Here is a 25275-nt window from a genome sequence, read left to right as displayed (position 1 = left end):
ATGACCATGCTCTGCGTCACCCACGAGATGGGCTTTGCGAAGACCGTCGCCGACCGGGTTATCTTTATGGATGGCGGACAGATTGTTGAAGAGAACGAGCCCCATGAGTTCTTTAACAATCCGCAGCATGAACGCACCCAGCTGTTCCTGAGTCAGATTTTAGCGCATTAAAAGCAGTCGCTAGATGCGGCTACGCCGCTTGCTAGTGGATAGTAGCTAGAAGAAACATTAAAAAACCGCCTGTTTGGGCGGTTTTTTTTGGCTGCCGTTGAACTAACTGATAACCGTCAGATCGTCTCCCGACCGTGGGGGGCAGCAAAATCCAGTTCAGGTCCCAGTGGTACCACGCGGGTGGGGTTGATCATATCGTGGCTGTAGTAATAGTGCTGTTTGATATGTTCCATATTCACCGTTTCAGCCACCCCTTCAATCTGATAGAGCTCTCGGACATAGCCGCTGATATTCGGGTATTCGCGCAGCTGTTTCAGGTTACATTTAAAGTGACCGTGATACACCGCATCAAACCGGATCAGGGTGGTAAACAGACGCCAGTCCGCTTCGGTCAGCTTGGCCCCCGCAAGATAACGATTCTGAGACAGGATATTTTCAATCCGGTCGAGGCTGGCAAACAGGTCTTTAACATTGTGCTCGTAGGCATCCTGCGCGGTGGCAAAACCCGAACGATACACACCATTGTTCACCGTCTCGTAGATCCAGCTGTTCAGCTCTTCAATTTGGTCACGCAATAGTTCAGGCCAGAGATCGCATTCATTGCCCGTCAGGTCATTAAAGGCTGAATTAAACATGCGGATAATCTCAGACGATTCATTGCTGACGATGGTCTGCTGCTGTTTATCCCACAGCACGGGTACTGTCACCCGGCCGGTATAATCCGCTTGCGCCCGGGTGTAGATCTGGTGCATCAACTCAGAAGCGTACAGGTGATCGCCAGTGGAACCGGTTTCGCTATCAAAGCTCCAGCCCTGCTCCAGCATATGCGGGCTGACAACCGACACCGTGATCAGGTCTTCCAGCCCTTTGAGCTTGCGAAAGATCAGGGTGCGATGTGCCCAGGGACAGGCCAGCGAGACATAGAGATGATAACGGCCAGGCTCCGCCCTGAAACCTCCCTCACCGGTAGGACCAGGACGGCCATCGCTGGTTATCCAGTTACGAAACCCCGCCTGTTCACGGACAAACTCACCTTTGGAGTTTTTCGTTTCATACCATTGATCATGCCATTTGCCTTCGATTAGTAATCCCATCACGGCCTCCTGCTCAATTACATTATGAGCCAATAATAGATTCTATTTACTAGATTAAAAATTACTAAAAAACGGATTTGATGTTCGAATAATTAGAAACATCAGCATCACAACACTGATGTAGCAACTCCGCCAGGCGTTTCAATCCCGGTCCAATCCGATCCTGTCGGGCATAGTAAAGCTGCAGCATCTCACTACGACAACCACCGGCTTGCAGAGGAATCGGCAGTAATAGCCCCTGCTCCAGCAAACGCCCCATCCGGGTCACCGGAATCCAGGCAAACCCCATCGCCCGGCTAATCATCTCTATTGATGTTGAGATATTGCTCACCGTCCAGCGTTCATCCGCTTTCAGCCAGCCAGAATCGATCTTATTTTCCAGCGCAGAATCACGGGTAACCAACTGACGGTAATTCACCAGATCATCGATCTGCAGAGACTGAGTCTCGTTATAGGTTTTAAATAGCGGGTGATCCGGCGAGGCGACCGCAATGAAGTCGACCGTAAACAACGGTTCTGCCATAAAGTGAGACACACCGGAACCGGCAATTGCCAGGTCCACCATACCTTTGTTGAGTGCTTCAGCAGCACCGGAAAGCACAGTCTCATAGAGTTGAATGCGTGTATTTGGGCACTCGTTTGAAAACTGCTCCAACACCGTAGCAATATATTCCGGTGGAAACGTCTGATCTACCGCTATCGAAATCTCGGGCTCCACGCCCGCATTCAGGCTGGCGGCCAATGAGTCGATGTTAGCGGCGGATTCCAACAGATGTTCAGCCCGTTGCAACAATAGCCGCCCGGCATCCGTCAGGTGCGCTTTGCGCCCTTTGACTTCCAGCAATTTAACATCCAGCATCAGCTCCATCTTCTGAATCGCATGATGGATGCTCGACTGACTCTTATGCACAACCTCGGCGGCATGAGCAAAACCACCGTGCTCGACAACCGCTTTCAACATGCGCCACTGCTCAAGTGTTACCTTCACCCTGCTATTCCTTTCTAAAAAATAGAATATATAGCTCTATTTATACCGATTTTCATTCCCAAATAAAGGACTATTATGGGGTCATATCAAATCAGGTACGGCTTAGATTGATGCAGCCGAAGGAGACGCGTTATGACGATTCAAATTATTCAAAGCCAGCCATCGTCTGATGGTGCAGGTGTGAAAATACAGCGGGTTCATGGCTTTCGTGATAACGGCCTCGATCCGTTTTTAATGCTGGACGAAATACTCTCTGATGACCCCAATGATTACGGTTCTGGCTTTCCTGCGCACCCTCACCGGGGCATCGAAACTCTGACCTATATCCGTCATGGTGGGTTTGAACATCAGGATCATATGGGTAATAAAGGCGGTGTACAGAGCGGTGAAGCTCAATGGATGTCCGCTGGACGAGGCATTATTCACTCCGAGATGCCACTGCAAAAAGATGGCTTGATGCACGGTTTCCAGCTGTGGCTCAACCTGCCCGCCAGCCAGAAGATGAAAAACGCTGACTGGAAGGATGTGGGTCGAGAGCAACTACCCTGGCATTCGTTGGACAATGCAGAGCTGAAAGTAATCGGCGGAGAGGTCACTCTGGAGGGCCAATCATTTAGCGGCCCGTTGCAGCAACTACCCGGCAGTGCTGCTGTCGCTGATCTCTGCCTGAAAGACGATGCCGATATCAGCATTGAAAACAGTGCTGGGCGTACACTACTGCTTTATGTCTATGAAGGGGAGCTAAGTCTGAATGGTGAAACAATAGCCACCCGGCAGATGGCGAAAATTACCGAGCCAGGCGCGTTGCAGATCACATCCGCCAAGGGTGCCGGAGCACTGCTGCTGAGTGGCGTACCGCTGCAGGAACCGGTGGCTCACTACGGCCCCTTTGTAATGAACACTCAGGCTGAAATTGATCAGGCGATCCGTGATTATCAGCAGGGCACCCTGACCGATTAACCAGGCAGACACCCAGACTCCCCCTCGTACTCAGAGGGGGACCACCCCTGAATAACTAATCCCCGAAAGATACGCCAGCTCCCGATTCCAGGTAGCCAGATCCCCCATATCAAACTGTTGCAGATGGCTATGACCACAGGCCCGGGCCATCACCTGCATCAGGTGCACCGAGCCGGTGAGAAAGTTAGCCAGTTGCGCCGCCGACCTTTCGACATTCAATCGCTGACGCAGATCCGCTTTCTGAGTGGCGATGCCTGCCGGACAGTTATTGGTATTACAGATACGTGCGGCCACGCAGCCTATCGACTGCATCGCACTGTTTGCCAGCGCGATACCATCGGCACCCAGCGCCAACGCTTTAACAAAGTCACTGGGCACCCGCAGCCCGCCGGTAATAATCAACGTCACCCGTCCGCTGGCACCGTTGGTGTTGAGACAGCGCCTGGCCCGTGCCAATGCCGGGATCGTTGGCACACTGATATGATCACGAAACAGTTGCGGTGCCGCACCGGTACCGCCGCCACGACCATCCAGAATGATGTAATCCGCACCAGCTTTGAGGGCAAACTCGATATCCCGCTCAATATGGTTGGCACTGAGCTTAAAGCCTACCGGAATGCCCCCAGTGACTTCCCGCACCCGATCAGCAAAGCGGCTAAAATCAGCCACACTGTGAATATCGGTAAAGGTCGGCGGCGATACCGCATCCTGTCCCTCCGGAATACCACGCACCTGAGAGATCTTACCGACATTTTTACTGGCGGGCAGATGACCACCAGTACCGGTTTTCGCCCCCTGACCCCCTTTAAAATGGAACGCCTGCACCCGCTCCAGCAGCGCTTCGTGATAACCAAATTTAGCGCTGGCAAGCTCATAGAAGTAACGGGAGTTGGCCTGCTGCTCTTCTGGCAGCATACCGCCTTCGCCAGAGCAGATGCCGGTGCCCGCCATCTCGGCCCCCATCGCCAGAGCGGTTTTTGCTTCTTCCGAGAGCGAGCCAAAGCTCATATCCGAGACAAACAGAGGAATATCCAGTCGCAACGGTTTTTTTGCTTCCGGGCCGATCACCAGAGAGGTTTCCACCAGCGCATCTTCCAACAGCGGCTTACGGGCCATCTGGGCTACCATAATCTGAATATCATCCCAGGCGGGCAGTTGATTCCGAGGCACCCCCATCGCCGTCATCGGGCCGTGCGAGCCAACCCCTTTGATGCCACTGCGAGCCAGTTGGTGAATAAACTCCACCGTGGATTCTTCCGCAGTATTCACTGCCTGCGGCGGAGTCTGATCAGTTGCGGCGGAATCAGTCACGGCAGGCCCTGGCCCTTCATGGCCCACCGCCGCAGCATCAAACTGCTTATGACTGCCATCACAGTAAGGCGCGTTGCCGGTATGTTTACAGGCACACAACCAGGCCTCACCCGAGCTATCGACTCTGAAGGCCTTCGGCGTCAGACCGGTTCCCGCATGGGAGCCATCACAGAAAGGTTGTTTAGAAGATCGCCCACAGACACAGAAATGGTACTCCTGCCCCTCAATCAGTTCGACCTTAGCGGGTTTATTATCCGCGACGACCGGTTTTGCAGACATGACTCACTCCCAAGAACAGAACAATGAGTAAAGCCTAGCAGCCATTTTAAAAAAAGAACCAATCCCGGGTTAAAAAGCGCTTATACCAGGAGCCCTCAGAGGCCGTCGTAAATCAGCTTAATACCGACCATCAGCAGCATAATCAGGATTATCCGGTAGAACAGTTTATCGTCCAGCTTATGATGAATAACCAGCCCCAGTTTGATACCAATCCAGGCCACTGGCGCCAGCACCAGCCCGACTAACAGGTTATCGGTATTGATCTGTCCGAGCACGCCATAGGCGACCAGCTTGACCAGATTGACTATCGCCAGAAACACCACGGCGGTACCCAGAAACTCAGCCCGGGGCAGTTTCATCGGGATCAGATAGAAGTTCATCGGCGGACCGCCCGCATGGGCGATAAAGCTGGTGAATCCTGCCACCGTGCTGGAGATAGCGCCGACGATGGGCGAACCACCCTGACCCAGCTTTGAACCATTCAACAGCCCCCAGAGCGCAAACCCAATCGAGAGGATGCCGAGCAACAGACGTAAAACATCATCATTGAGATAACCAAACAGCAGATAACCGATAAAGATCCCCACCACCGCACCAGGCACCATAATCTTTAACAGATCAACCCGCTTGCTATGCCACCAGGCGCGCACACTGAAATAATCCATCAGAATCAACAGTGGCAACATAATCGCAGCGGCTTGCACCGGGCCAATATAGAGCGACATCAACGGCACGCTGATCACCCCAACACCACCAGCAAAACCGGACTTCGAAATACCGGTCAACAACACCCCAATACCGGCTAGCAACCAGAACGCCCAACTAAGCGATAAGATCAGATCCACGTCATTCCCCCCAGAAAAACAGCATCTTACTCCGATAAATGGGCAGGGAAAACCGGCCACAGTATTTACAGAGTGGAGCTGAGAGGGTAAAACAGTTAGCAACAGTGACCACGTGTGGACCTCCATGATCAGAATAAAACGTGCTTCAGACCGGGGATATGCCCATTTCGGCTGGCTTGAATCCAGGCATGTATTCTCCTTTGGCAGCTATTTCGATCCGGACTGGATGGGGATCTCTGAGCTGCGGGTCGCCAATGAAGACCTGTTGCACGCTGGGGCAGCGATAGATCCGAGCACCCATGTTGATATGGAGGTTATCTCGGTCATTCTCGACGGTAAAAACCTGCATACTGACTCACTCGGAAGCCGCAAATTACTGGAAGGCCGCAGTTTACAGTTACTTAGCACCGGGACCGGCACCGAGTTCACCGAGCAAAATGCTTCACTGGAAAACAACCTGAAGATGCTGCAGTTCTGGATAGTGCCAGAAAAAACCGGCAGCACACCCCGTTATCAGTTCCGCAAACTGCTCAGTCGTGAAGGGGTGCAACTGATTATCTCCCCGGATGGCCGGGATGAATCTCTGCAGATCGGCCAGAACGCTGAGATGTATCAGTTCCGTCTGCAACACACCAGTTATGGTCTGCCCGCATCGGAATATGGCTTTCTCTACCTGTTCCGGGGAGAACTGGAGGTGAATGGATCTATTCTGGAAGCAGGCGATGCAATGCTGTTTGAAAACGAGCCACTGATATCAATGCGGGGACTCAGCAGAGCTGAAGGGTTTTATTTCACCCTGCCCTGACCCACCTCTCTCCACCTCAAGACTGCTCATAGGAGCAGACCTGGCACCTCCGTTCTTCCTATTCCGGCTTTTAAAACAAAATCACTTATAACAAAAAATTCCAAACAGAATGAGCCTTATAGCCCCATAAACAGGGGATCTCATAAAACCTTCACTAAATTTATGTTGCAATGCACAAATAATTCGCTATATTGAAATAGCACTTTGCTTTTTGAGCCACTAATTTGGCTTACTTCGACCCGGCGCCCGCCGGGTCTTTTTTTTCTGCACTGCACCAAAAGTGAACACGTCCTACTCATAACCGTTGTTTATACTGAACGCTTCAGCCAGATATTGCAGAGAATTAACGGTTTTATCCGGGTAAATATCCCAAAAATCAAACACAGCAGCTGGATCGCGCTGAATCCACGCAGCATTCAGTCCCGCATGTTTTGCCCCCATCACATCCCAGCTATTACTGGATATAAGCCAGGTATTTCCCGACTGACTACCCGAGCGTTTCAACAGGTGCAGGTAGACCGCCGGATCAGGCTTATAACGTTGAATCTCATCGACACTGATCACATCATCCAACAACTCAAGCACACCGGCATTGTTCAACAGGGCTTTCACTTTGTCAGCCGGACCATTTGAGAATGCGACACAATAGTGCCCCTGAGCACGCAGAGACTCGATACCGGGAATAACATCAGCATACGCCTCCAGTTGTTGATACTGCCCCATCAGAAACGTCTGTTGCTCATCCGACAAAGAAAGGCCGGTTACCTCAAGCGCATATTCCAACGCCTGAAGAGTACAGACATTAAAAGGCTCGTAACGCCCCATGAGACCCCGCCGAAAGGCGTACTCAACCTGTTTTTCCCGCCATAGTTTTGATAACACCCCCGCTTTCTCACCCACCATCATCTGCAGGTGCTGACTCATCTCAAGGGGGTCAACCAAAGTGCCATAAACATCGAAAGCAAAGGTCTGACTGCGCATAACCGTTCTCCAAAGGGTGAGCTGATCAAAATAGCGATAGTGGCAGATCCGTATACTCAACAGAGAAACGCTCTGCTCAGCACCCGAAAGCTTTAATAATATGGCGGCTTATCGCTGGAAACTCAATCGCAAAAGGGATTCAAGCAGGAGAACAAACAGGGATTACAGTCAGGTTTGCAAGGTGAGGGCGTTGTTCGGCGGGCCGGTACGGCCCGCCTGATAGAAAACCTCAACGTTTTGTTAAAAGGAGATATTAACAATTCATAGCAAAAGTGAGCCCCGCGCTAGCGGGGCTACATGTGGCATGCGAAGTACTTTCTTCTATCTTTATTCAACCCCAACTGATTGGGGCTATATCAGCTCTGTCTTTGCAGAGTAATTTCATACTAGTACAGAAAAACCGAAGCGATCTTGAAAGTTTTTTATGAAAACACCGGCTTATTTGCGGATTTTTCGTTTTATCCCATCAGAGGGCAGCGCTTCCCGGGGATTATCCGGCCACTGATGTTTGGGGTAGCGCCCTTTCATATCTTTCTGCACATCGCGGTAGCTGTTGGCCCAGAAGCTTGCCAGATCCTGCGTCACCGCCAACGGCCTGCGGGCCGGAGACAGCAGATGTATTTTCACCGCTACCCCATAGCCGATCACCGGGGTCTCGGTTGAGCCAAACATCTCCTGCAGCTTCACCGCCAGCACCGGTGGGCTGTCACTGTAATCGATGGCGGCACTGTGACCTGAGGGCAGCGCTAAACGGGTCGGGGCCAGTTTATCCAGCTCGTTAGGCAGGGGCCACGCCAGCATCCCCTGTAAAATACTGGCCAGATCAAGCCGGGAAAAATGATTGATATGACTCACCGGATCTAGCCAGGGCGCTAACCACTGCTCCAGAGTGTCCAGCAATGCCTGATCCGACAGATCGGGCCAGGGGCCGCCCTCAGGCTGGACACTGTGGAGAAAATTAACCCGCTGCCTCCAGAGGGCAATCGCGTCATTCCAGGGCAACAGCTGCAGCCCCTGCTTACGAATCAGATCGATCAGAATCTGGTTTTTCTCGGGCAGCGGAATCTCTTTCAGCTCTTCCCGGCTCACCACTAAGACACCGATGCGACGCTGTAACTCACAGCACATTCGCCCCTGCTGACGATCCCACTCAACCACTTTCTGCTGCTGCACCAAGCCCGCCAGCGCAGTATCGAACAACGCTTCCGACAGTGGCGCCGCCAGAAACACACGGTCTGCACTCTGCCCCTGCATACCGCCGCAATTGGCCACCGCCAGCCAGCGATGCTTCACCAGCGGATCAGCATCAGCCAGCCTGACCGCCCGCCCACCACTCAACTGATAATCGGCCCCCTCTTTACGCCGCGCGGCGATACGATCCGGATATGCCTGAGCGATCAGTAGTGCGGCATAGTGCGCATCCGGTAAACGGGAAGCTGTTTGACTCAGCGTTTTAAGGTGCTGAGTGCAGAGTCGGTAAAACTGCTGACTCAGCTGCCGGATGCGTTGCAGCACCCCTTTCTGATTGGCAGCACAAACGACATCGCCCTTCAGCCAGCTAAGACGCCGGTCAAAATCCGCATCGCCGTTAAGCGGGTCACGCTCACTCAACAACGCGGCGATATCACAGGCCAGCTTCGCGCAGCCCGCTTCCCAGCCCACCAGCAACAGGTGCGCCAGTCGAGGATGTAGCGGCAGCCGGGCCATTAGTTCACCGGCACTGGTCAGTTGCAAGCCATTCTCTGTCATCTTCAGCGCACCCAGACGGAGCAGAAGATCGCGCCCCTGCCCTAGCGCAGCTTCGGGAGGCAGATTAAGCCAGCGAAGCTCGGCAGGGTCTTCAACGCCCCAGCGTGCCATCTGCAGCGCCAGCGCACTGAGATCCGTAGACATTATCTCCGGCGTTGCATGGGGCGCTAACTGCGCCTGCTGACTCTCCGACCAGAGCCGGTAACAACAGCCGGGCTCCATCCTCCCCGCCCGACCGGCCCGCTGAATGCTGGCGGCCCGTGACACCCGGCAGGTATGTAAACGGGTCATGCCACTGGTGGGGTCAAGCCGGGCTTCACGGCTGAGACCGGCATCGATGACTACGCGGATCCCCTCAATGGTTAAACTGGTTTCAGCGATATTGGTGGCCAGCACGATTTTACGCTGCCCTGCGGGTGACGGCGCTATCGCCTGCTGCTGAGCCTGTATCGTCAGATCACCGTAGAGGGGTGCCAGGATGACGTTGTCAGGCAGTTGACCTGGCAGTGCACGCATCACGTTACGGATCTCTTTCTGTCCTGGCAGAAACACCAGCAGACTCCCGCTTTCATCCTCCAGCGCCTGCAATACCGCCCGGGCTACCTGCTGTTCCAGGCGCTGATCCCGCCCCGGCGCCCCCAGATAGCGGATATCCACCGGATGCATTCGCCCCTGACTGCTGATCAATGGTGCATCAGGCAGAAGCTGTTCAATCACCCGTTTATCGAGGGTGGCAGACATCAACAGCAGCTTAAGCGGCTGGTCTTCACGAAACAGCTCCCGGCCTTGTAGTGTCAGCGCCAGACCAAAATCCGCATCGAGACTGCGCTCATGAAACTCATCAAAGATCACCAGTCCATAACCCTCAAGACTGGGGTCATCCTGCAACATGCGGGTCAGAATACCCTCGGTTACCACCTCAATGCGGGTATCAGGCCCTACTTTAGAGTCCATCCGCACCCGATAACCCACCGTCATCCCCACGCTTTCACCCAGCTGTTCCGCCATCCGCCCGGCAGCCATGCGCGCCGCCAGTCGACGGGGTTCGAGCAGCAGAATTTTTTGTCCGGCAAACTGTGGATGTTGCAGTAACTCCAGCGGCACCAGCGTGGTTTTACCTGCACCCGGTGGGGCTTCGAGCACCACGTCGTCATTCTCACTCAGAGCTGAGTTAAGCTGATCCAGAACATCGGCGACGGGAAGAGTACTCATAGAAAAAGGGGGTCCGGTAGAGAAAAAACAGAGTGCGTATTCTAACAGGCAGATGACGAATTACAGGCAAAAAAAACGCCATAACAGGTATGGCGTGTTCACTCAGAACAAATATTAAGCGCTAACAGTGACCGGATCGCTATTAGCAGGAGCAGTATCAGCGGGGACCGTATCAGCACCGCTGTTTTGGACGTTTTTCGGGGCATTGTTCGCGGAATTGTTCGGGGCATTGCTCAGATCGCTATCTGAACTGCGCGCCCCCCGGGACTCATAATCACCATGGTTGTCACGCTCATGCCGGTTTTCATGTCTGTTTTCATGTCTGTTTTCATGACCATGATGTCTGCCGGAAATCAGTTCACCCAGACGTCCCATATTATCCTTAATAGCCGCTTGTTCAGTTTCGCTGGCAGCGTTGAAACGCACATCATGCTGCACCAGATTAACAAACAGACTCAGGGTAAAATCAGTCGCACTGCTGGCCCACTGCTCACTGCGACTCACCTGGTTCTGCAGCTGCTCTCTGAAAGGCTCAATGGCACGTAGATGTTCATTTGCGCGGCCCTCACCCATCGACTGTACTTCGCGGTATTTTTCAATTGCCCGATACTCTATCGACTGCTGCATTGAGATATCCATCTCCGCCAGCTGTGTTGAGTCCAGCGTCAGATCACTGGCCTGTTGCATCGCCGTTTGCAGATCACCATCAAAGAAGCTATTTGCCAGCGAAGAGATATCCTGGACCAGGGAGGCGATAGCATCGAGCTCCTCAACATCCAGATCACCTTGCACACTGAAACCAAACTCACTGCTTTGATTCTTTTCGATACTGTAACGCTGCTGCTCACGACCATGACCGGTGCGCTGTGCGTAGTCGGATTGATAGCGGGTTTCGCTGTTAAAGCTGATCTCCACCTGATCACCATCCTTCGTTTTCAGGCTGATGGTAAAGCTATCATCCCGGCTAAAGCGTTCAGACATAGAATAGGAGGAACGTGTCGCTGTCGTCGGAACGGAACCCGGAACAGAACTCGAAAGGGAACTACCTGCGTCCCTGGTACTGGCTACCGATGCCTTCTGAACTGCAGAATGTTGTGATCCCGACGTAAGGTTCACCCCGGAGGAAGAAAATTGAGGATGCGAGCTCAGAGAATTAAACATAACGGACACCGGTTTTATTATTCAGTTAACCCGTTATCGCCCGCCAGCCTAAGATCTGAAATGAAAAATAATCATAATACAGTTGTTTTAACATGAGCCAGGCGATAGCTTAGGCCGTTATTACAACAGTTCTACCTCATCCGCCCAGGCGCGCTCCGACTCTTCCATATAGGCCTGTTCCAGCAACTCTCCTGCCCAGTCCTGCTGTTTTGCCAGATGCTCTAACAGCACCACCGAGATCACCTTAACCGGCACCACGCTACTCCACATCGAGGTCGCCAGAAAGCGCCAGTATGTCGGATCAATCTTTTTCGGCCGGTCCAGCTGACCACTGCAGGTTTCACAGATCATAATGCAATGATCGTAGTCAGGCTCTGCAGCAATGGGCGACACTTCATACACCCCTAACTTAACCCCATGAGCTTCACAAAGCTCACATTTAGCACCGCAGCGACGCACCAAATCCTTGCCAAACTGCGACAAACCATGGTGTCTTTCCTGATGTTTCGCATGGCTCTTTGACATCGGAGTATTCCTTATAAATCAGATAAATATGACTCTGTATAACAATAGGCTCAAAGCAGAAAAAAGTTAAGCAAAAGGCATTAAGAAGAGCAACACAATATCGTCGTGAAAACCGGAAGAAATACGCTGAATGGATAGCCGATTAAAAAAAACACACAGCATTTGGCACACAAGGAGGCAAACAAGGCACGGTAGGATATACCTCACTTAAAACATTCACACTAAAGTCTTAGCCGCTTAGATAAAAGAGAAACACCGCCCTCGTGCCCGCAGATCTATCTCCCTGTCACTATTCAGAGGAGAGCCTCCGGCCCGGGTTATGTCTTATCGTTATCAGCAACTGATTTCCTGGCTCTCCGCCCGATCGGAGAGTTAACCAGTAAACGCGCGCGCCTGTCAGCAGACACTATTTATAGCAGATATTCTGCAATGGTTTTCTCACAGGCGCAACGGCAGTGACCCTGACTGCACACGCATCCACCTCAACAAGGTGGATATATTGAACAACAATAACGCTAACTCTCGTGCCCGGCACGTTGCTTTTCGGAGATACTTACGCATGCAAGAATTTGTCGATTTTACTAACGGCATTATCTGGAGCCCAGCACTGATCTATCTGTGTCTTGGTGCAGGTCTTTTCTACTCTATCCTGACACGCTTTGTGCAGGTTCGAATGTTCCGCGAAATGTGGGTGCTACTGTTCTCCGGCAAAGCTTCTGAAAAAGGCATCTCGTCTTTCCAGGCACTGGCCGTTTCTCTATCAGGCCGTGTCGGTACCGGTAACATTGCCGGTGTCGCTGCAGCCATCGGTTTTGGTGGCCCGGGTGCTGTATTCTGGATGTGGGTTGTAGCATTTCTTGGCGCCGCAACTGCATATACTGAATCAACCCTGGCGCAGATCTACAAAGAGGAACATGAAGGCCAGTACCGTGGTGGCCCGGCTTTCTATTTCGAGAAAGCAATGGGACAGAAATGGTTTGCCTGGATCTTTGCAATCGCGACTATTCTGGCCTGTGGTGTTTTTCTTCCAGGCGTTCAGTCCAACAGTATCGGCAACGCCGTTGAAGCGACTTTCGGTTCCGGTGACATGATCGAAACCGCAATGGGCACCCTGAGTTTCGCAAAAATTCTGACCGGTACTATTGTTGTACTGATTCTGGGCTTTATCATCTTTGGCGGTGTTAAGCGTATTGCCAGCTTTACTCAGATTGTTGTGCCATTCATGGCGCTGGCTTATATCATTATCGCCGGCGTAATCGTCTTGCTGAACATCGACCTGCTGCCAGGCGTTATCGGTATGATTTTTCAGGATGCCTTCACTCCAATGGCCGGCATGGGTGCCGCGATCGGCTGGGGTGTTAAGCGTGGTGTTTATTCCAACGAAGCGGGCCAGGGTACAGGCCCTCACGCGGCGGCTGCCGCTGCGGTTGAACACCCTGCTCAACAGGGACTGGTGCAAGCGTTCTCGGTTTACATCGATACTCTGTTTGTCTGTTCAGCGACTGCTTTCATGATCCTGATTACCGGGGCATACAACGTACACGGTGCAGGTGATGCCTTCCTGGTGCAAAATCTGGGCGCTGATATCGCAGCTAACGGCCCACTGTTCACACAGAAAGCTATCGAAAGCGTTCTGCCAGGCTTAGGCAACCCATTTATTGCCTTTGCTCTGTTCTTCTTCTCATTTACCACTATTCTGGCGTATTACTATATCGCTGAAACCAACATCGCTTACATCCAGCGTACCATCAAAATACCGGGCATGATCGGCGCGTTGAAACTGGTACTGATGGCAGCAACGTTCTACGGTGCAGTAAAAACAGCGAACCTCGCATGGGGTCTGGGCGACATCGGCGTGGGCCTGATGGCATGGCTGAACATTGCAGGCATTCTGATCATCTTCTTTATGTCCAAGCCTGCCCTTAAGGCGCTTAAAGACTATGAAGCACAACATAAGGCCGGCGTTGAAAACTATACGTTTAACCCTCTGAAACTCGGTATCAAAAATGCGACTTTCTGGGAAAAGCGCCTCGCTAAGCAAACGGCTGCTGCGAAGAAAGCGTCTGAAAAAGAGACCGAACAGGTTTAACAACATCCCTCTTTGTTAACCAAACAACACTCAAGCCCGCGCTGGAAACAGCGCGGGCTTTTTTACGGCCCGGATTCGCCATACTATTCGCCATACTGCAACCGGCGATAAAAACCCTGTTGCAGGAGAACAGACCTCCTACCTATAATCGAGTGCGTAGCATCTTGTATCTCAACCAACACGAGGCAGCCTCTCTCCGTGATAACTCCGCCAGCCCGCCAACACGCGATCATCCGAACCCTGCTGCTGGTGCTACTGTTACCCTTTGGCAGCCATGTCAGCGCGGCCTGTCAGAAAACCTTTTCGGTCGGCTGGCTGGACTGGAAGCCTTACCAGGTGTGGGACAACGACAGAGTCAAGGGTATGGATATAGAGCTTCTGGACGCGGTGATGCACCAAGCAGGCTGCAACTATGTGCTTAAAAATGTCCCCTGGGAGCGCTCCATGAGATACATAAAAACCGGAGATCTCGACCTGGCACTTGGCACCTCAAAGACGCTTGAGCGATCAGAATGGGCCTATTTCTCTGAAGCATACCGCCGGGAGATTATGGCTATTTTTGTGCGCAGCAACGAATATACAAAATGGAACGCAGCCCAGGAGTTCGAACAACTGGCCGATTTAAAACCACGCGTGATGGTGTTGCGCGGAGCGTACTACGGTAGCACCTGGAGTCAGATAAAGGACCGCTTCTTCGTGCACCAACTGAATCGCTATGAACAGTTAATTCAAATGCTAAGTGCTCAGCGCACCGATGTAGTATTAACCGACCTTTATAACGGTAGAGTCTTAGCCAAAGAGTTGGGGCTGGAGAACGAAATCACGACCCTTGACTGGAATGCCAGCGATGATGATATCTATATGATGTTCAGTAAAAAAACCGTGAATCTGTCGGATATCGATATTATTAACCGCGCCATACTGGAGCTTCGCCAATCAGGTGATTTAGACGCAATAATCCAGCGATACCAATAAATCAGCCGCCGATCATACTCGCTTAACAAGCAAAGCAAACCTCTCGACACCTCTGTTCAGAGCACTCCAGCGACAAAACAAGAGCATCTGGCACACAAAGACATACTTTAAAAAAACTCTATGTTAATCTTTGGCATTACAGCTTTAAGATAAATACATCCTTCCATGCCAGACAACGCTAATACCGGGACCTAATGTCTGTAACCACAGCAACAACCAAACTCCTGGAACCAGTCCTGCAGCTGGCCCAACACTACCGGCTGGATCAGGATCAGATTCTCAGTAGCGCCTCGCTGTCACAGGCCGAGCTATCTAAACCGGGTGCGCGTTTTCCAACATCAGGCTACGGCCAGATTTTACAGATGCTGGCAGAAGCCACCGAAAACCCGCGTATTGCCCTGAGTCTGGGTGAGGCGACCCAACCCCGAATGCTGGGCTCCATTGGCTTTCTGATGGCCACCGCTGACACACTGGGGAAAGCCTATCAGGCACTGATTGACTATCTGCCTCTGTTGCTTGAAGGCGCTATCATTCAGATGGAACAAACCGTTGATGGCACGCGCTTCAGCCTTGAACTGAACGACCCCGAGCTCCAGCCTGTCGAATACCTGATGGCCTGTCTGATTAACTGGCCCCGCTGGTTAACCGGCCATCAGATTCCGGTTCGGAATGTCCAGCTTGAGTTCCCTCAACCCAACAGTCTGCTGCCCTATCAGCAATTTTTCGCCGCTGAAGTTGAGTTTGATGCGCCCCGCAACCAGTTGCTGTTTGCCAGCGATTATCTGTCACTGAGCTGCCTGGACGCGAATCCGGAGATGCATCAGCTTCACCGGGAGTTTGCTGATTCCCTGTTGAGTAAATCCGCCCAGCAGAGCGCACTGCCTGCGCAAACCCGTAACCTCATCCGCAGCCAGCTGGCAGAAGGTAGTGGTTGTGTCAGACGCGAACAGATTGCCGAATCGGTTGGCCTTAGCCTGAGAACCCTGCAGCGAAAACTCGGACTGCTGGGGACAAACTTCCAGGACATCTATGATCAGACCCGGCGAGAAACCTGCCTGCAACTTATCCAGCGCGGCCAGATAAGTTTTGGCGAGATCGCCTTTCAATTGGGCTTTTCTAATCAATCCGCATTTCAGAAAGCGTTTAAACGCTGGATGGGTGTCGCACCCAGCCAATACCGACAGCAGATTAAGCCCGAAGCGTTTATAGAAACCACAGCGCTGCCCGGTCAGAAGAGCACGAATAACGACTGGCTGCATGACCGGGACAGCAAACTGCGTATTCAGAAGATTGAAGAGCGTATCGGCCAGCTCACCAACTTCACCCTTGAACTACTTGAGTGGGCGGCGCTGTTCGGCGAGCAGTTCAGCCTCATTGAACTGGGAAAAGTGACGAACAACCCGGTAGCGCGTCTGGCCATACATCTCTGGCCCGCAGAGCAGCTTGGGCTAATAGACCCGGGCCCAATCAGCGCAGCCGGTGGCGAAAATAACGCTGTTACGCACTCAACTGATGAACAAAGCGGATACAGCTTCAGCCACCCGGAGATCCGCAGTGCGCTCTACCAGCGACTGAATGAAACCGAAAAATGTAAGCTGCATCGCCAATGCGGCCTGTTGCTGTTAGAAGAGTTATCAGATGACTTTACCCTGAAGCAGATAACCACCGTTCTGCTTCACCTTAACCGGGCGCATCAACAGGCCGATGCAGCAGAGAAAAAGCAGCTGCGACGTCTGAATATACGCGCCGCTGCACTGGCCCAGTCGGAACAAAGCTTCGCCAGCGCCAGTCGCTACCTGTCAAACGCCTATCGGTTACTTCGCCGTGATCAGTTTAAAAAGAAAAGTCAGTTACTGCTTCAACGGGCCAGGCTGCACCTGCTGGCCGGAGAGATTAAACTTGCCGAACAATGCTTACTGCAACTGCCTGTCGGACATATTGACACGCTGGACAGGGCAGGCGCGGCATTAATTACCGCCGAAATCTGCCTGCATCGCGACCAGCAGGCTCTGGGGTTAAACCATCTGCTGGAAAATCTGACCCTGTTAGACCCGGCACTGCCCGAAGAGGATAACCAGCAACTCCTGCTGCTGTTATCCCAACACCATGAGATCAGCGAACGACTGGGTGAACAGATCATCCCGCCATTATCATCACTCCAGTCACCCGCAGACCTGCTCCGTCTACAACTGCTGGAACAGATCAGCCTGATTGCCCGTCAGCAAAGCAAACCATTACTCGCCGCCTGTGCCATCGGCCGAATGACAAAAATCAGCTTAGCAGAGGGCCGCAGTCCACTGACACCCTTTGCGTTTGTCAGTTACGCCTGGGTTGCCAGTTGGTTCTGCGCAGACTTCCGGCTGGCGCAGCGTTTCTCAGTACAGGGGATGCAGCTGGCCAATCAGTTTGGCGGATTAATGACCAGGGCATCGATTGGCTCAGACCTGAGTGCAGCAGAAGTGCTTAGCCCGAGCCTGATTGACTCAGTCGAGCCAGCCCCGGATAACACCTCGACAGAAGAAAACCCGGCGCAAATAACCATTGCCACCAGTGCGGCACTGCTGCAATGCAGCCAGGTGCAACATTGGTTTGCCCCCATTCACAGCACCAGAGAACAGTTACAACATGTCGCTGCGCTATCCCAAAAGCATGGTCAGTGGCTTATTCAGGGCGAATGTTATCTGCTGCAACATCAGATATCCCTGCTAACAACCCCCTCGCTGAGTGAACAGCTGAATCTTTGCCGTGAGCATTATGAGCAGATGATTAAGCAACAGCAGACCCGTCAGGCAGCCCAGTTGCGAGACTCATCGTTACTGCTGATGCAACAGCTCTGTGGAGAACAGCCCCTGCCTGACAAGGTTGAATATGCACACGGCTGGCAGGCGGTTAGCACCATTCTGGCGGCGTTCCTGCTGGATCAACAATCGCTATGGCCCGATCTCTACCGCTGGGAAGCTCAGTTAGAAAATGAACTGGCAGGCTATTTTTGTGTCAGCGAAGCCCTCTTTTGTACAGCGATGATGCGCCTTATTCTGGCGCAGCAACAACACTCACTGATGCATCGCCGCCGCATGGAAGTAGAACAGATTGAGTCACGCTTTGAACTCTGGGCAAAACACTGCCCGGAAAACTTCAGCACCCAGCGGTTACTGCTACAGGCCGAAAAAGCGCGCCTGCTAAACCATAACCCCGCGCCTCTATATGAGCAGGCGATCATCAACGCCGAGCAACATGGTTTTAGTCATCACCGGGCACTTTGCTATGAACGCTATGGCGATTATTTGCAGTCACAGAATCAACCGGCTCTGGCACAATTTTGCCTGATCAAAAGTCGCGACCTTTATTACCAGTGGGGGGCTCTGGCGAAAACCGAGCAACTTGAATGTCTGATCAGCTAATCTGCTGTTTTCTCACAGGAAGTGCTGCCACCCTGACGCCATTCAATTTACTGCAGACGGACGGCTTTCTCTGGTATAAGACCCACTTTTACTGGCAGAATAGCAGCTCTGACAAAACACAGATATGTAGCAGTTTATGACTCCATGGAAAGTACTGGTTGTTGACGACGAAGAAGGTATTCACGGCATAACGCGGATGATTTTCCGCGGCTATGAGTTTGAACAACGCCCTATCGAACTGATCAGTGCCATGAGTGGCGCAGAGGCGCGCAAGTTACTCGCAGAACATCCGGATATCGCCCTCGCCCTGCTGGATGTGGTGATGGAAAACGATGACGAAGGTTTACGGCTGGTCGAACATATCCGCAATCAGCTTAACAACCGGGATATCCGCATTATCCTCCGTACCGGCCATCCAGGTTACGCCCCCGAATCTCAGGTGATCGTTAATTACGATATCAACGATTATCTGAGTAAGGCTGAGCTATCCGCTTCACGTCTGCTCACCTCGGTGGTAGTGGCGCTGCGCTCGTTTCGCGACATTAAAAACGCCCGCCTGCAGGCAACCGCTCCCAACCTGGCAACCACCGATGATAACCAGCTGTTGATGGCGGTCACCCAACAGTTAAACCTGCAGATAAAGCCGCTACTGAAACAGAGCCAGCGACTACAGCAGATGGATCTGAACCCCGTCGCTAAGGATCTTGCCACCAGCCTGCATGCTCAGCATCAACGTTTGCAAAATGGCATCAGCATTCTCGATCTGGCCGATCAGACATCGAGCACAGGAACCGTCAAACTGAGTCCGCTCATGGATGAGATACTGCACACCTTTCTTCCCCAAAGCCGCATCGAAGGCTGGCTGCTGGATTACCGGATAGATGAAGCGCTGCCAGTGCAGATCAACACCGACCCGGTGCGTATCCGGCAGATCCTGATCAGCGCGATTGAGCTGGCGATTCTGCAAGCCAATGACGCCGACCTGAAACTCAGCCTCGAAGCCGCACAACCGGGCCAGCTGCGCCTCAGTGTCACACTCGCGGAGGGTCAACCGGTGTTCTCATCATCACCCTGGGCAGAACAGCTGCGCAACCACCTGCAACTGCTGTGTCAGCAGCTACAGGGCGAACTGGCGGAGATGGATGAAAGCGGCGCCATCTACTGCCAGATTCCGCTGTTATAGGGCAAGCGGTTTTACCGCAGTACCCAGGGGCAAGCTAAGGACACAGAAAGCACAGAGGGAAGCACCGAAATCAAAGAGCTGTTAGGAAAACAGCCCTGCCCGCTTTCGTAGGTTGGGGTGAGGCACGAACCCCAACAAGATAGAAAGACTGAGCTTCCCCAGAATATCAGACCTGTAAAAAGCGCTTTACCACAGTACTCAGGGGGCATGCTAAGAACATCGAGGGAAGCGCCAAATCAAATGGCTGTTAGGAAAACAGCCCTGCCCGCTTTCGTAGGTTGGGGTGAGGCACGAACCCCAACAGGATAGAAAGACTGAGCTTCACCTAAAATATCCATCGATCAGTCAATAACACTATTAGGAATTAAAGTGCCCTGACCTTGTGGTATCACCCTGAGGTATCGACTGTGATATCAATAATGACGAATTTTTCAAGCTGGACTTGCGGCCTCCAGCCACACCGCCGGTGGCTGCCACTGTTTGAGCCAGTCTTCGAACTGCAAAGCCGGCATGGGACGGGCAATGGCATAGCCCTGGCCATACTGACAACCCATGTTGATCAACACGGTTCCCTGTTCCAGCGTTTCGACACCTTCGGCAATCATCGACAAATCAAACGCCTCAGCCATGGCAATTATGGCCTCAATGACCGCGTGATCGTTGACGTTATTGCACATATCAGCAATAAAACTCTGGTCTAATTTCAGCCAGCTCAGCGGCAGACGCCTCAAATAAGCCAGCGCCGAATAGCCCGTACCGAAGTCGTCAATCGCAGAACAGACACCCAGACTTTTCAATTGTTCGAGGTTAGCGATAGCGGTCGACATATCCAACATAGCGCTGCTTTCCAATATTTCGATTTCAAGACTACTTGGCGAGACTTGCGGGTATTCGTTCAACATAGCGCCCAAACGATTCGAGAAATTACTATCTTGAATGCTCATAGCGCTGATATTGCAGCTGATCTTCAAACCTGGGAAGCGGTGATGCCACAGTGCTATCTGCTGCAAGGATTGCTGTAGCACCCAATCGTCGATCAGCGCGGATACCCGATGATTAGTCGTTGCGGGAATAAAATGGACTGGCGATAGCAAGCCTTTCTGCGGATGTCTCCATCGAATCAGTGCTTCAGCACCGATTACATGGCCGTTCAACATATCAACTTGTGGCTGGTAAAACAGTTCAAACTCATTATTGTCGAGGCCCTGTTCGATTCGGTTGAGTAATTCATTACGAGTGCGTTCGGAGTTTTCTTCAAACTGATCTAGCAGGTGGAACTGAGCGGCACCTTTAATCTTGGCCAGATACAAGCCATGAGCCAACTGACGCAACAATACTTCCGCATTGGTCCAATCGGTTGCAGTGCAATATTTGATACCGGCACTCACACTTATCCGAATGACGCTGCCGTCAACGCTGACCGGACGTTGTAGCCTATTCATCAGATCGGAGATCAACTCGGACAGAGGGTCATCTGCCGGAGAGGTATCTACAATTAATAAAAACTCATCGCCGCCAAGACGTGCCATTTGATGGGCGCCTGAAAGACCGACCTTTACTTGCTTGGCAAATGCTTTTAGTACCCTGTCCCCGAATTCATTACCGTAGCTTTGGTTGATATGAGTAAAATTGTCAATATCAGCATGTAGGATTAGTTTACTATGAGGGCTAGTTCCGATCTTTTCATTCATGTAGCGTTTAATGCCCTGGCGGTTGAACAATCCTGTCAACTCGTCGTTGTAGGCCACATACTCCAACGCTTGCTGATGCCTCTTACCTTCGCGGATGTCGCGAAACACCCCAACCAGACAGAACGACTCGCCAATCAGAAACGGGCCACGCACACTGATCTCCACATCAATATGTTGTTCATCTGAACGCACAAGTAAGCTCTCGAAGCGGCCGTTTGCGATGGTGTTACACGCCATGATGTTAAACTTCGCGAGATTGGCTATATGAAAATCCCGATCCTCTTTGGGATGCAAATCAAAGATCTGCATCTGTATCAATTGCTCGCGCGAGCGCCCAGACAGCTCTTCCATTACTTGATTAAATTCCACAATCTGTCCCGAAGGGATTTCACAAACCAATACACCATCGGGGATGGCCTCAAACAGCATAGAATAGCGTTCCTCACTCGATATCAACGATTGCTCTGCCAGGCGCATACGTTCGTCATACAGAGCCTTTTCTACACTATCACGGGCTAGTTTCTCGCGCATGAGAGCAATGGTGTTGGAGCTAAGCTCGCCGTACATTGCCAGCACAGTATTAATCAGCTGGGCCAGCTCACCTGTCATCTCTTGATCGGTTGCCTGCAAAGCCTGGTCGATCGGCTCACCACCGTCCATGCGCAGCGTCGCCAGAGCCATCCGTTTGTCATTGTCGAGGATATGGAAAGCCAGCCAGCGGGTCAGAAAACCGAAGAGGTCTTGAGCAAAGTCTTCTAAACTACCTTTGCTGTTTTTAATGGAAGCGATCTTATCGAAGAAATCATGGTGCACCTGCTCGTGGGCACTCAACATGGGATGCCCTTCAAAATGCCTGTGCCAGATCTGTTCTTCGCACTTGAAATGATAATCGGTGTAGTCCGCAAGTTCCCTAATGATGGCCTCGATCTCATCAACAGAGGTAGATTGCAACACAAAATGCCTCGCGAGCCGGTTCAGAATCGAAACCAACTGCTGATGCTGTGTGTCGATCACATCAATGCCTGTAGCGAAAGCAGTGTTCCAGGGAAAAATCTGGAACTCCAGTGATTTATCGAGAGATTGCTCTGGCAACACCATTGTTGTTTTCCCTACAAGGACGTTTATCATCAAAAGCATCTATTAAACACTGAATGAAGTCAATGACATTGGTTGATCAATATCAGGCGTCAAATATCTGAAAACATTAAGTATTTTGGATATTCGGTAATTAAAGAGTGTTGATTCTTTGCCCTGATCGGGAAAAACGGTTTACCACAGAAAACACAGAGCACCGAATAAAAAGCAAAAGAAGAAAGCTTAACTCGTTCCCACGCTCCTGCGTGGGAATGCATCCCTTGCTCGGGGCAAAAGAGCTTAATCTCTTTAAACCTCAGCTTTTAAAGCGTTACGCTCTTCGGCAGTCAGCACCTTCGGCGTCACGACAGGTTCACCCGACTCAGTAAATAGTGGAGAACCGCGATACTGACCGCTGATGCGCATCGGTAACACCATCCAGATGAATCGCAGGATGACACCGAAAAGCCCCTTCTGCACCGGTTTGGGCTCGCCAATGGCTGAATCAACATTCACGACCGCGATGCTGCTACCAAAATCCTTCTCAATCATAGACTGATCGAGAAACGGACGAATAAGCCCGATAAACGAAACCTTTGGATTAGCCAGGGTGTTTCCTATCGGAGTTTTGCAACAGCCTGCATACCAGCGCAGCAAGCCTTTCTCACTCAGCCGCACCGCAGCAAGATGCTCCTCACCCTGCGAAAAGACCACCCGGGGCTGCGTCAGCTGCACAATCTCGCTTCCGCCCTGAGCATCCAGCACCTCATCGGAGCAGTCTAAAAATTTCGCAAAGGCTCTGCAATCAGCGCAATAACAGACAATCCGGCTGCTGGTTCCAGAGCCCTGAATATGGCCTTGCAGCGCCCCGCATTTACACTGAATTCTGTGCATCATTTTTTTATTCTCCGTCATTGGGGCTTACCATCAGTGGTTGTTGAGTTATATAGCCTAAGCATACGCGGCTCAAAAAAGGAGGGAAAGTTAAAGGGCTTTGATCCTTTGCCCCGTGATCTGTAAAAAGCGGTCTTACCACAGTACCCAGGGGACATGCTAAGAACACAGAGAGTGCCGAGAGCTAAAGCAGTTCGTAGGTTGGGGTGAGGCACGAACCCCAACAAGATAGCAAAACTGAGCTTCCCCAGAATATCAGATCTGTAAAAAGCGGTTTTACCACAGTTCCCAGAGGGCATGCTAAGAACACTGAGAGCACCGAGTGAAGAGCTAAAGCAGTTCGTAGGTTGAGGTGAGGCACGAACCCCAACAAGATAGCAAAACCTGACTCGTTCCCACGCTCCTGCGTGGGAATGCATACCTTGCTCGAGATTAAAGGGCACCGCTCTACCCCCTTTTACTAAGAGCCCACTCTTCGCAAGTCATACGATAGAGCCGCACCGGCCTGTTATGAAATTCTTGTACCCGATAGCTGGCAAACCCAGCCTTCTCAGTTACGCGAACTGACGCAGCATGTTCCGGCTCAATAATAACCACCACCGACTCACACTGTTTTTGATCGAAGGCATACCGCAGCACACCTTTAACCGCTTCGGTTGCAAATCCCTGACTCCAATACCTTCGCGCCAATCGATAGCCGAGATTGTTTTCTTCAACCTCTCCGACCCGCTCAGGCCCAATACCACAGAAGCCGATCAGCTCACCCGTCCCTTTCTCTGTTAATGCCCAGGGGCCGATTCCGTGGGACAGATAACAATGGAGGCACCAGTCTAAAAATCGTCGCGTCGCTTCTTCGTCGCAAACGCCGCGAACGGAATATTTCATGACCTCCGGGTCGCTCAGAATTTCAGTGAGCGCTGGAGCGTCTTGAGGGGATAGCAGCCTTACCACTAACCTTTCCGTTTCAAACAATTTCACTGACTTATCCCTATTCATAATGCTTAACATAAAGGGCCGGAACGTAGAGACGGCCCAGCATTTAACAGGATCCTGTCTTGAGTTGTACATAGGAGCTCAACCCGATTACCTTATCCTTGCAAAACACAGGACTGGCCCCCCGACTTTCTTTATAGGCAAAAGGCTACGGTTCACTACGTACCAGACGTACTGCCAGTGGAAACCCTTTGCTGTGACCATCTATTGCGCCATCGATAAAATCAATGAAGTAGATGAGTGAAGGTATCTCCTCGACGCGGGTGTCACTCCAATAAGGCGTACCTTCTCCAAAATTTTTTACTGCGGGGAACACCCTGGTGTTAATCGTTGGATTGAAGCATCTCTGTTCAACAATACTATAGAGCTCTTGTATCGTTGGAACACGCCAACCGCCGCCGAGCGCCTGAGCTAATTGTTTAGCTTTATCTAATCCCAGTAGTTTCACTTTCCCAATGCAACCAGCGTCACTCGTCCAGGTGGTTCCTACACTGCAACGCTTCCAAGTCAATTGCGTTTGTTGATCATATGCTTCACCGCCTTTAAGAACGAAGCGTGACGAAGGTGTGCTTTCGGCAATGTTCTTATCACAAACAGCCAAAGCGACACTTGAAGTCAACCATGATGCAAGTATCAAAAATGTGATAATTCTTTTCATAATATGGATAAATAACGCTTTGAGTAAGGGACCGAGCGAAGGCGAGGCCCCAGCGACCTAAGTGAGTGTGTTAAAAAGGTCAGGTCTTGAATTTTGCACAAGAGCTAAACCCTATTTCCTTACCCCTGTAAAATGCAAGACCTGTCCCCGATTTTTGCATTCATTCCCAGAGTACCTTTGATGTTGCGTATGTCTAATTCAATATGCCAACGCTGCTTATAGAAAGATTTTAAATC

The 25275-nt window shown here is 51.7% G+C and carries 18 protein-coding genes and 1 pseudogene; 7 read left to right on the top strand and 12 right to left on the bottom strand.

Features of this window, described 5'->3' with window-relative positions:
* A pseudogene (locus Q0499_RS07535) lies at nucleotides 1-171 on the top strand (amino acid ABC transporter ATP-binding protein); the annotation flags it as partial.
* Between the two features lie 116 nt (nucleotides 172-287).
* Here Q0499_RS07535 and Q0499_RS07530 read toward each other — a convergent pair.
* Nucleotides 288-1265, bottom strand: a complete 978-nt coding sequence (locus Q0499_RS07530) for a glutathione S-transferase family protein (RefSeq protein ID WP_299197869.1) — start codon at nucleotides 1263-1265, stop codon at nucleotides 288-290.
* A 64-nt stretch (nucleotides 1266-1329) separates the two neighbouring features.
* Complete coding sequence (locus Q0499_RS07525; RefSeq protein ID WP_299197867.1) at nucleotides 1330-2253, bottom strand: LysR family transcriptional regulator; 924 nt, start codon at nucleotides 2251-2253, stop codon at nucleotides 1330-1332.
* A gap of 132 nt (nucleotides 2254-2385) precedes the next feature.
* Between Q0499_RS07525 and Q0499_RS07520 the strand changes: the two genes are divergently transcribed.
* A complete protein-coding gene (locus Q0499_RS07520) occupies nucleotides 2386-3213 on the top strand; it encodes a pirin family protein (protein WP_299197865.1) in 828 nt (275 codons plus the stop codon).
* Nucleotides 3214-3243: 30 nt separating this feature from the next.
* On the opposite strand, the gene Q0499_RS07515 is transcribed toward Q0499_RS07520, so the two are convergent.
* Complete coding sequence (locus Q0499_RS07515; protein ID WP_299197863.1) at nucleotides 3244-4803, bottom strand: glutamate synthase-related protein; 1560 nt, start codon at nucleotides 4801-4803, stop codon at nucleotides 3244-3246.
* Between the two features lie 95 nt (nucleotides 4804-4898).
* Nucleotides 4899-5648 carry a sulfite exporter TauE/SafE family protein gene (locus Q0499_RS07510; RefSeq protein WP_299197861.1) on the bottom strand — a complete coding sequence of 250 codons (750 nt, stop codon included), beginning with the start codon at nucleotides 5646-5648 and terminating at the stop codon, nucleotides 4899-4901.
* A 124-nt stretch (nucleotides 5649-5772) separates the two neighbouring features.
* Here Q0499_RS07510 and Q0499_RS07505 point away from each other — a divergent pair, with 124 nt between their 5' ends.
* The gene (locus Q0499_RS07505; protein ID WP_299197859.1) at nucleotides 5773-6453 is read left to right on the top strand and encodes a pirin family protein; all 681 of its coding nucleotides are present in this window, start codon (nucleotides 5773-5775) and stop codon (nucleotides 6451-6453) included.
* Nucleotides 6454-6744: 291 nt separating this feature from the next.
* On the opposite strand, the gene Q0499_RS07500 is transcribed toward Q0499_RS07505, so the two are convergent.
* The 4 genes from Q0499_RS07500 to Q0499_RS07485 all read right to left on the bottom strand — a co-directional run bounded on the left by Q0499_RS07500 (nucleotide 6745) and on the right by Q0499_RS07485 (nucleotide 12081).
* Complete coding sequence (locus tag Q0499_RS07500) at nucleotides 6745-7434, bottom strand: haloacid dehalogenase type II (protein WP_299197857.1); 690 nt, start codon at nucleotides 7432-7434, stop codon at nucleotides 6745-6747.
* 438 nt (nucleotides 7435-7872) lie between these two features.
* A complete protein-coding gene (hrpB, locus tag Q0499_RS07495) occupies nucleotides 7873-10395 on the bottom strand; it encodes an ATP-dependent helicase HrpB (RefSeq protein ID WP_299197855.1) in 2523 nt (840 codons plus the stop codon).
* A gap of 114 nt (nucleotides 10396-10509) precedes the next feature.
* The gene (locus Q0499_RS07490) at nucleotides 10510-11376 is read right to left on the bottom strand and encodes a hypothetical protein (RefSeq protein WP_299197852.1); all 867 of its coding nucleotides are present in this window, start codon (nucleotides 11374-11376) and stop codon (nucleotides 10510-10512) included.
* A gap of 300 nt (nucleotides 11377-11676) precedes the next feature.
* Nucleotides 11677-12081 carry a phnA protein gene (locus Q0499_RS07485; protein ID WP_299197850.1) on the bottom strand — a complete coding sequence of 135 codons (405 nt, stop codon included), beginning with the start codon at nucleotides 12079-12081 and terminating at the stop codon, nucleotides 11677-11679.
* Between the two features lie 559 nt (nucleotides 12082-12640).
* Between Q0499_RS07485 and Q0499_RS07480 the strand changes: the two genes are divergently transcribed.
* The 4 genes from Q0499_RS07480 to Q0499_RS07465 all read left to right on the top strand — a co-directional run bounded on the left by Q0499_RS07480 (nucleotide 12641) and on the right by Q0499_RS07465 (nucleotide 19729).
* Nucleotides 12641-14170, top strand: coding sequence for an alanine/glycine:cation symporter family protein (locus Q0499_RS07480; protein ID WP_299197848.1), 1530 nt, complete (start codon nucleotides 12641-12643; stop codon nucleotides 14168-14170).
* A 198-nt stretch (nucleotides 14171-14368) separates the two neighbouring features.
* The gene (locus Q0499_RS07475) at nucleotides 14369-15145 is read left to right on the top strand and encodes a transporter substrate-binding domain-containing protein (protein ID WP_299197846.1); all 777 of its coding nucleotides are present in this window, start codon (nucleotides 14369-14371) and stop codon (nucleotides 15143-15145) included.
* A 194-nt stretch (nucleotides 15146-15339) separates the two neighbouring features.
* Nucleotides 15340-18546: an AraC family transcriptional regulator ligand-binding domain-containing protein gene (locus tag Q0499_RS07470; protein ID WP_299197844.1), complete on the top strand. Its 3207-nt coding sequence runs from the start codon at nucleotides 15340-15342 to the stop codon at nucleotides 18544-18546.
* Between the two features lie 136 nt (nucleotides 18547-18682).
* Complete coding sequence (locus Q0499_RS07465) at nucleotides 18683-19729, top strand: response regulator (protein ID WP_299197841.1); 1047 nt, start codon at nucleotides 18683-18685, stop codon at nucleotides 19727-19729.
* A gap of 431 nt (nucleotides 19730-20160) precedes the next feature.
* On the opposite strand, the gene Q0499_RS07460 is transcribed toward Q0499_RS07465, so the two are convergent.
* The 4 genes from Q0499_RS07460 to Q0499_RS07445 all read right to left on the bottom strand — a co-directional run bounded on the left by Q0499_RS07460 (nucleotide 20161) and on the right by Q0499_RS07445 (nucleotide 25039).
* On the bottom strand, nucleotides 20161-22548 hold the full coding sequence (locus Q0499_RS07460) for a bacteriohemerythrin (protein WP_299197839.1): 2388 nt from the start codon (nucleotides 22546-22548) through the stop codon (nucleotides 20161-20163).
* Nucleotides 22549-22803: 255 nt separating this feature from the next.
* Nucleotides 22804-23391, bottom strand: coding sequence for a DUF6151 family protein (locus Q0499_RS07455; protein WP_299197836.1), 588 nt, complete (start codon nucleotides 23389-23391; stop codon nucleotides 22804-22806).
* 444 nt (nucleotides 23392-23835) lie between these two features.
* Nucleotides 23836-24384 (bottom strand): GNAT family N-acetyltransferase, encoded by a 549-nt coding sequence (locus Q0499_RS07450; protein WP_299197835.1) that lies wholly within the window; start codon nucleotides 24382-24384, stop codon nucleotides 23836-23838.
* A gap of 145 nt (nucleotides 24385-24529) precedes the next feature.
* The gene (locus tag Q0499_RS07445) at nucleotides 24530-25039 is read right to left on the bottom strand and encodes a DUF1566 domain-containing protein (RefSeq protein WP_299197834.1); all 510 of its coding nucleotides are present in this window, start codon (nucleotides 25037-25039) and stop codon (nucleotides 24530-24532) included.
* Nucleotides 25040-25275 lie beyond the last annotated feature (236 nt).

The organism is uncultured Amphritea sp., from assembly GCF_937127095.1.
Classification (GTDB): Bacteria; Pseudomonadota; Gammaproteobacteria; order Pseudomonadales; family Balneatricaceae; genus Amphritea.
The sequence above is the reverse complement of the archived record's forward strand: the minus strand, read 5'-3'. Positions and strand labels throughout refer to the sequence as shown.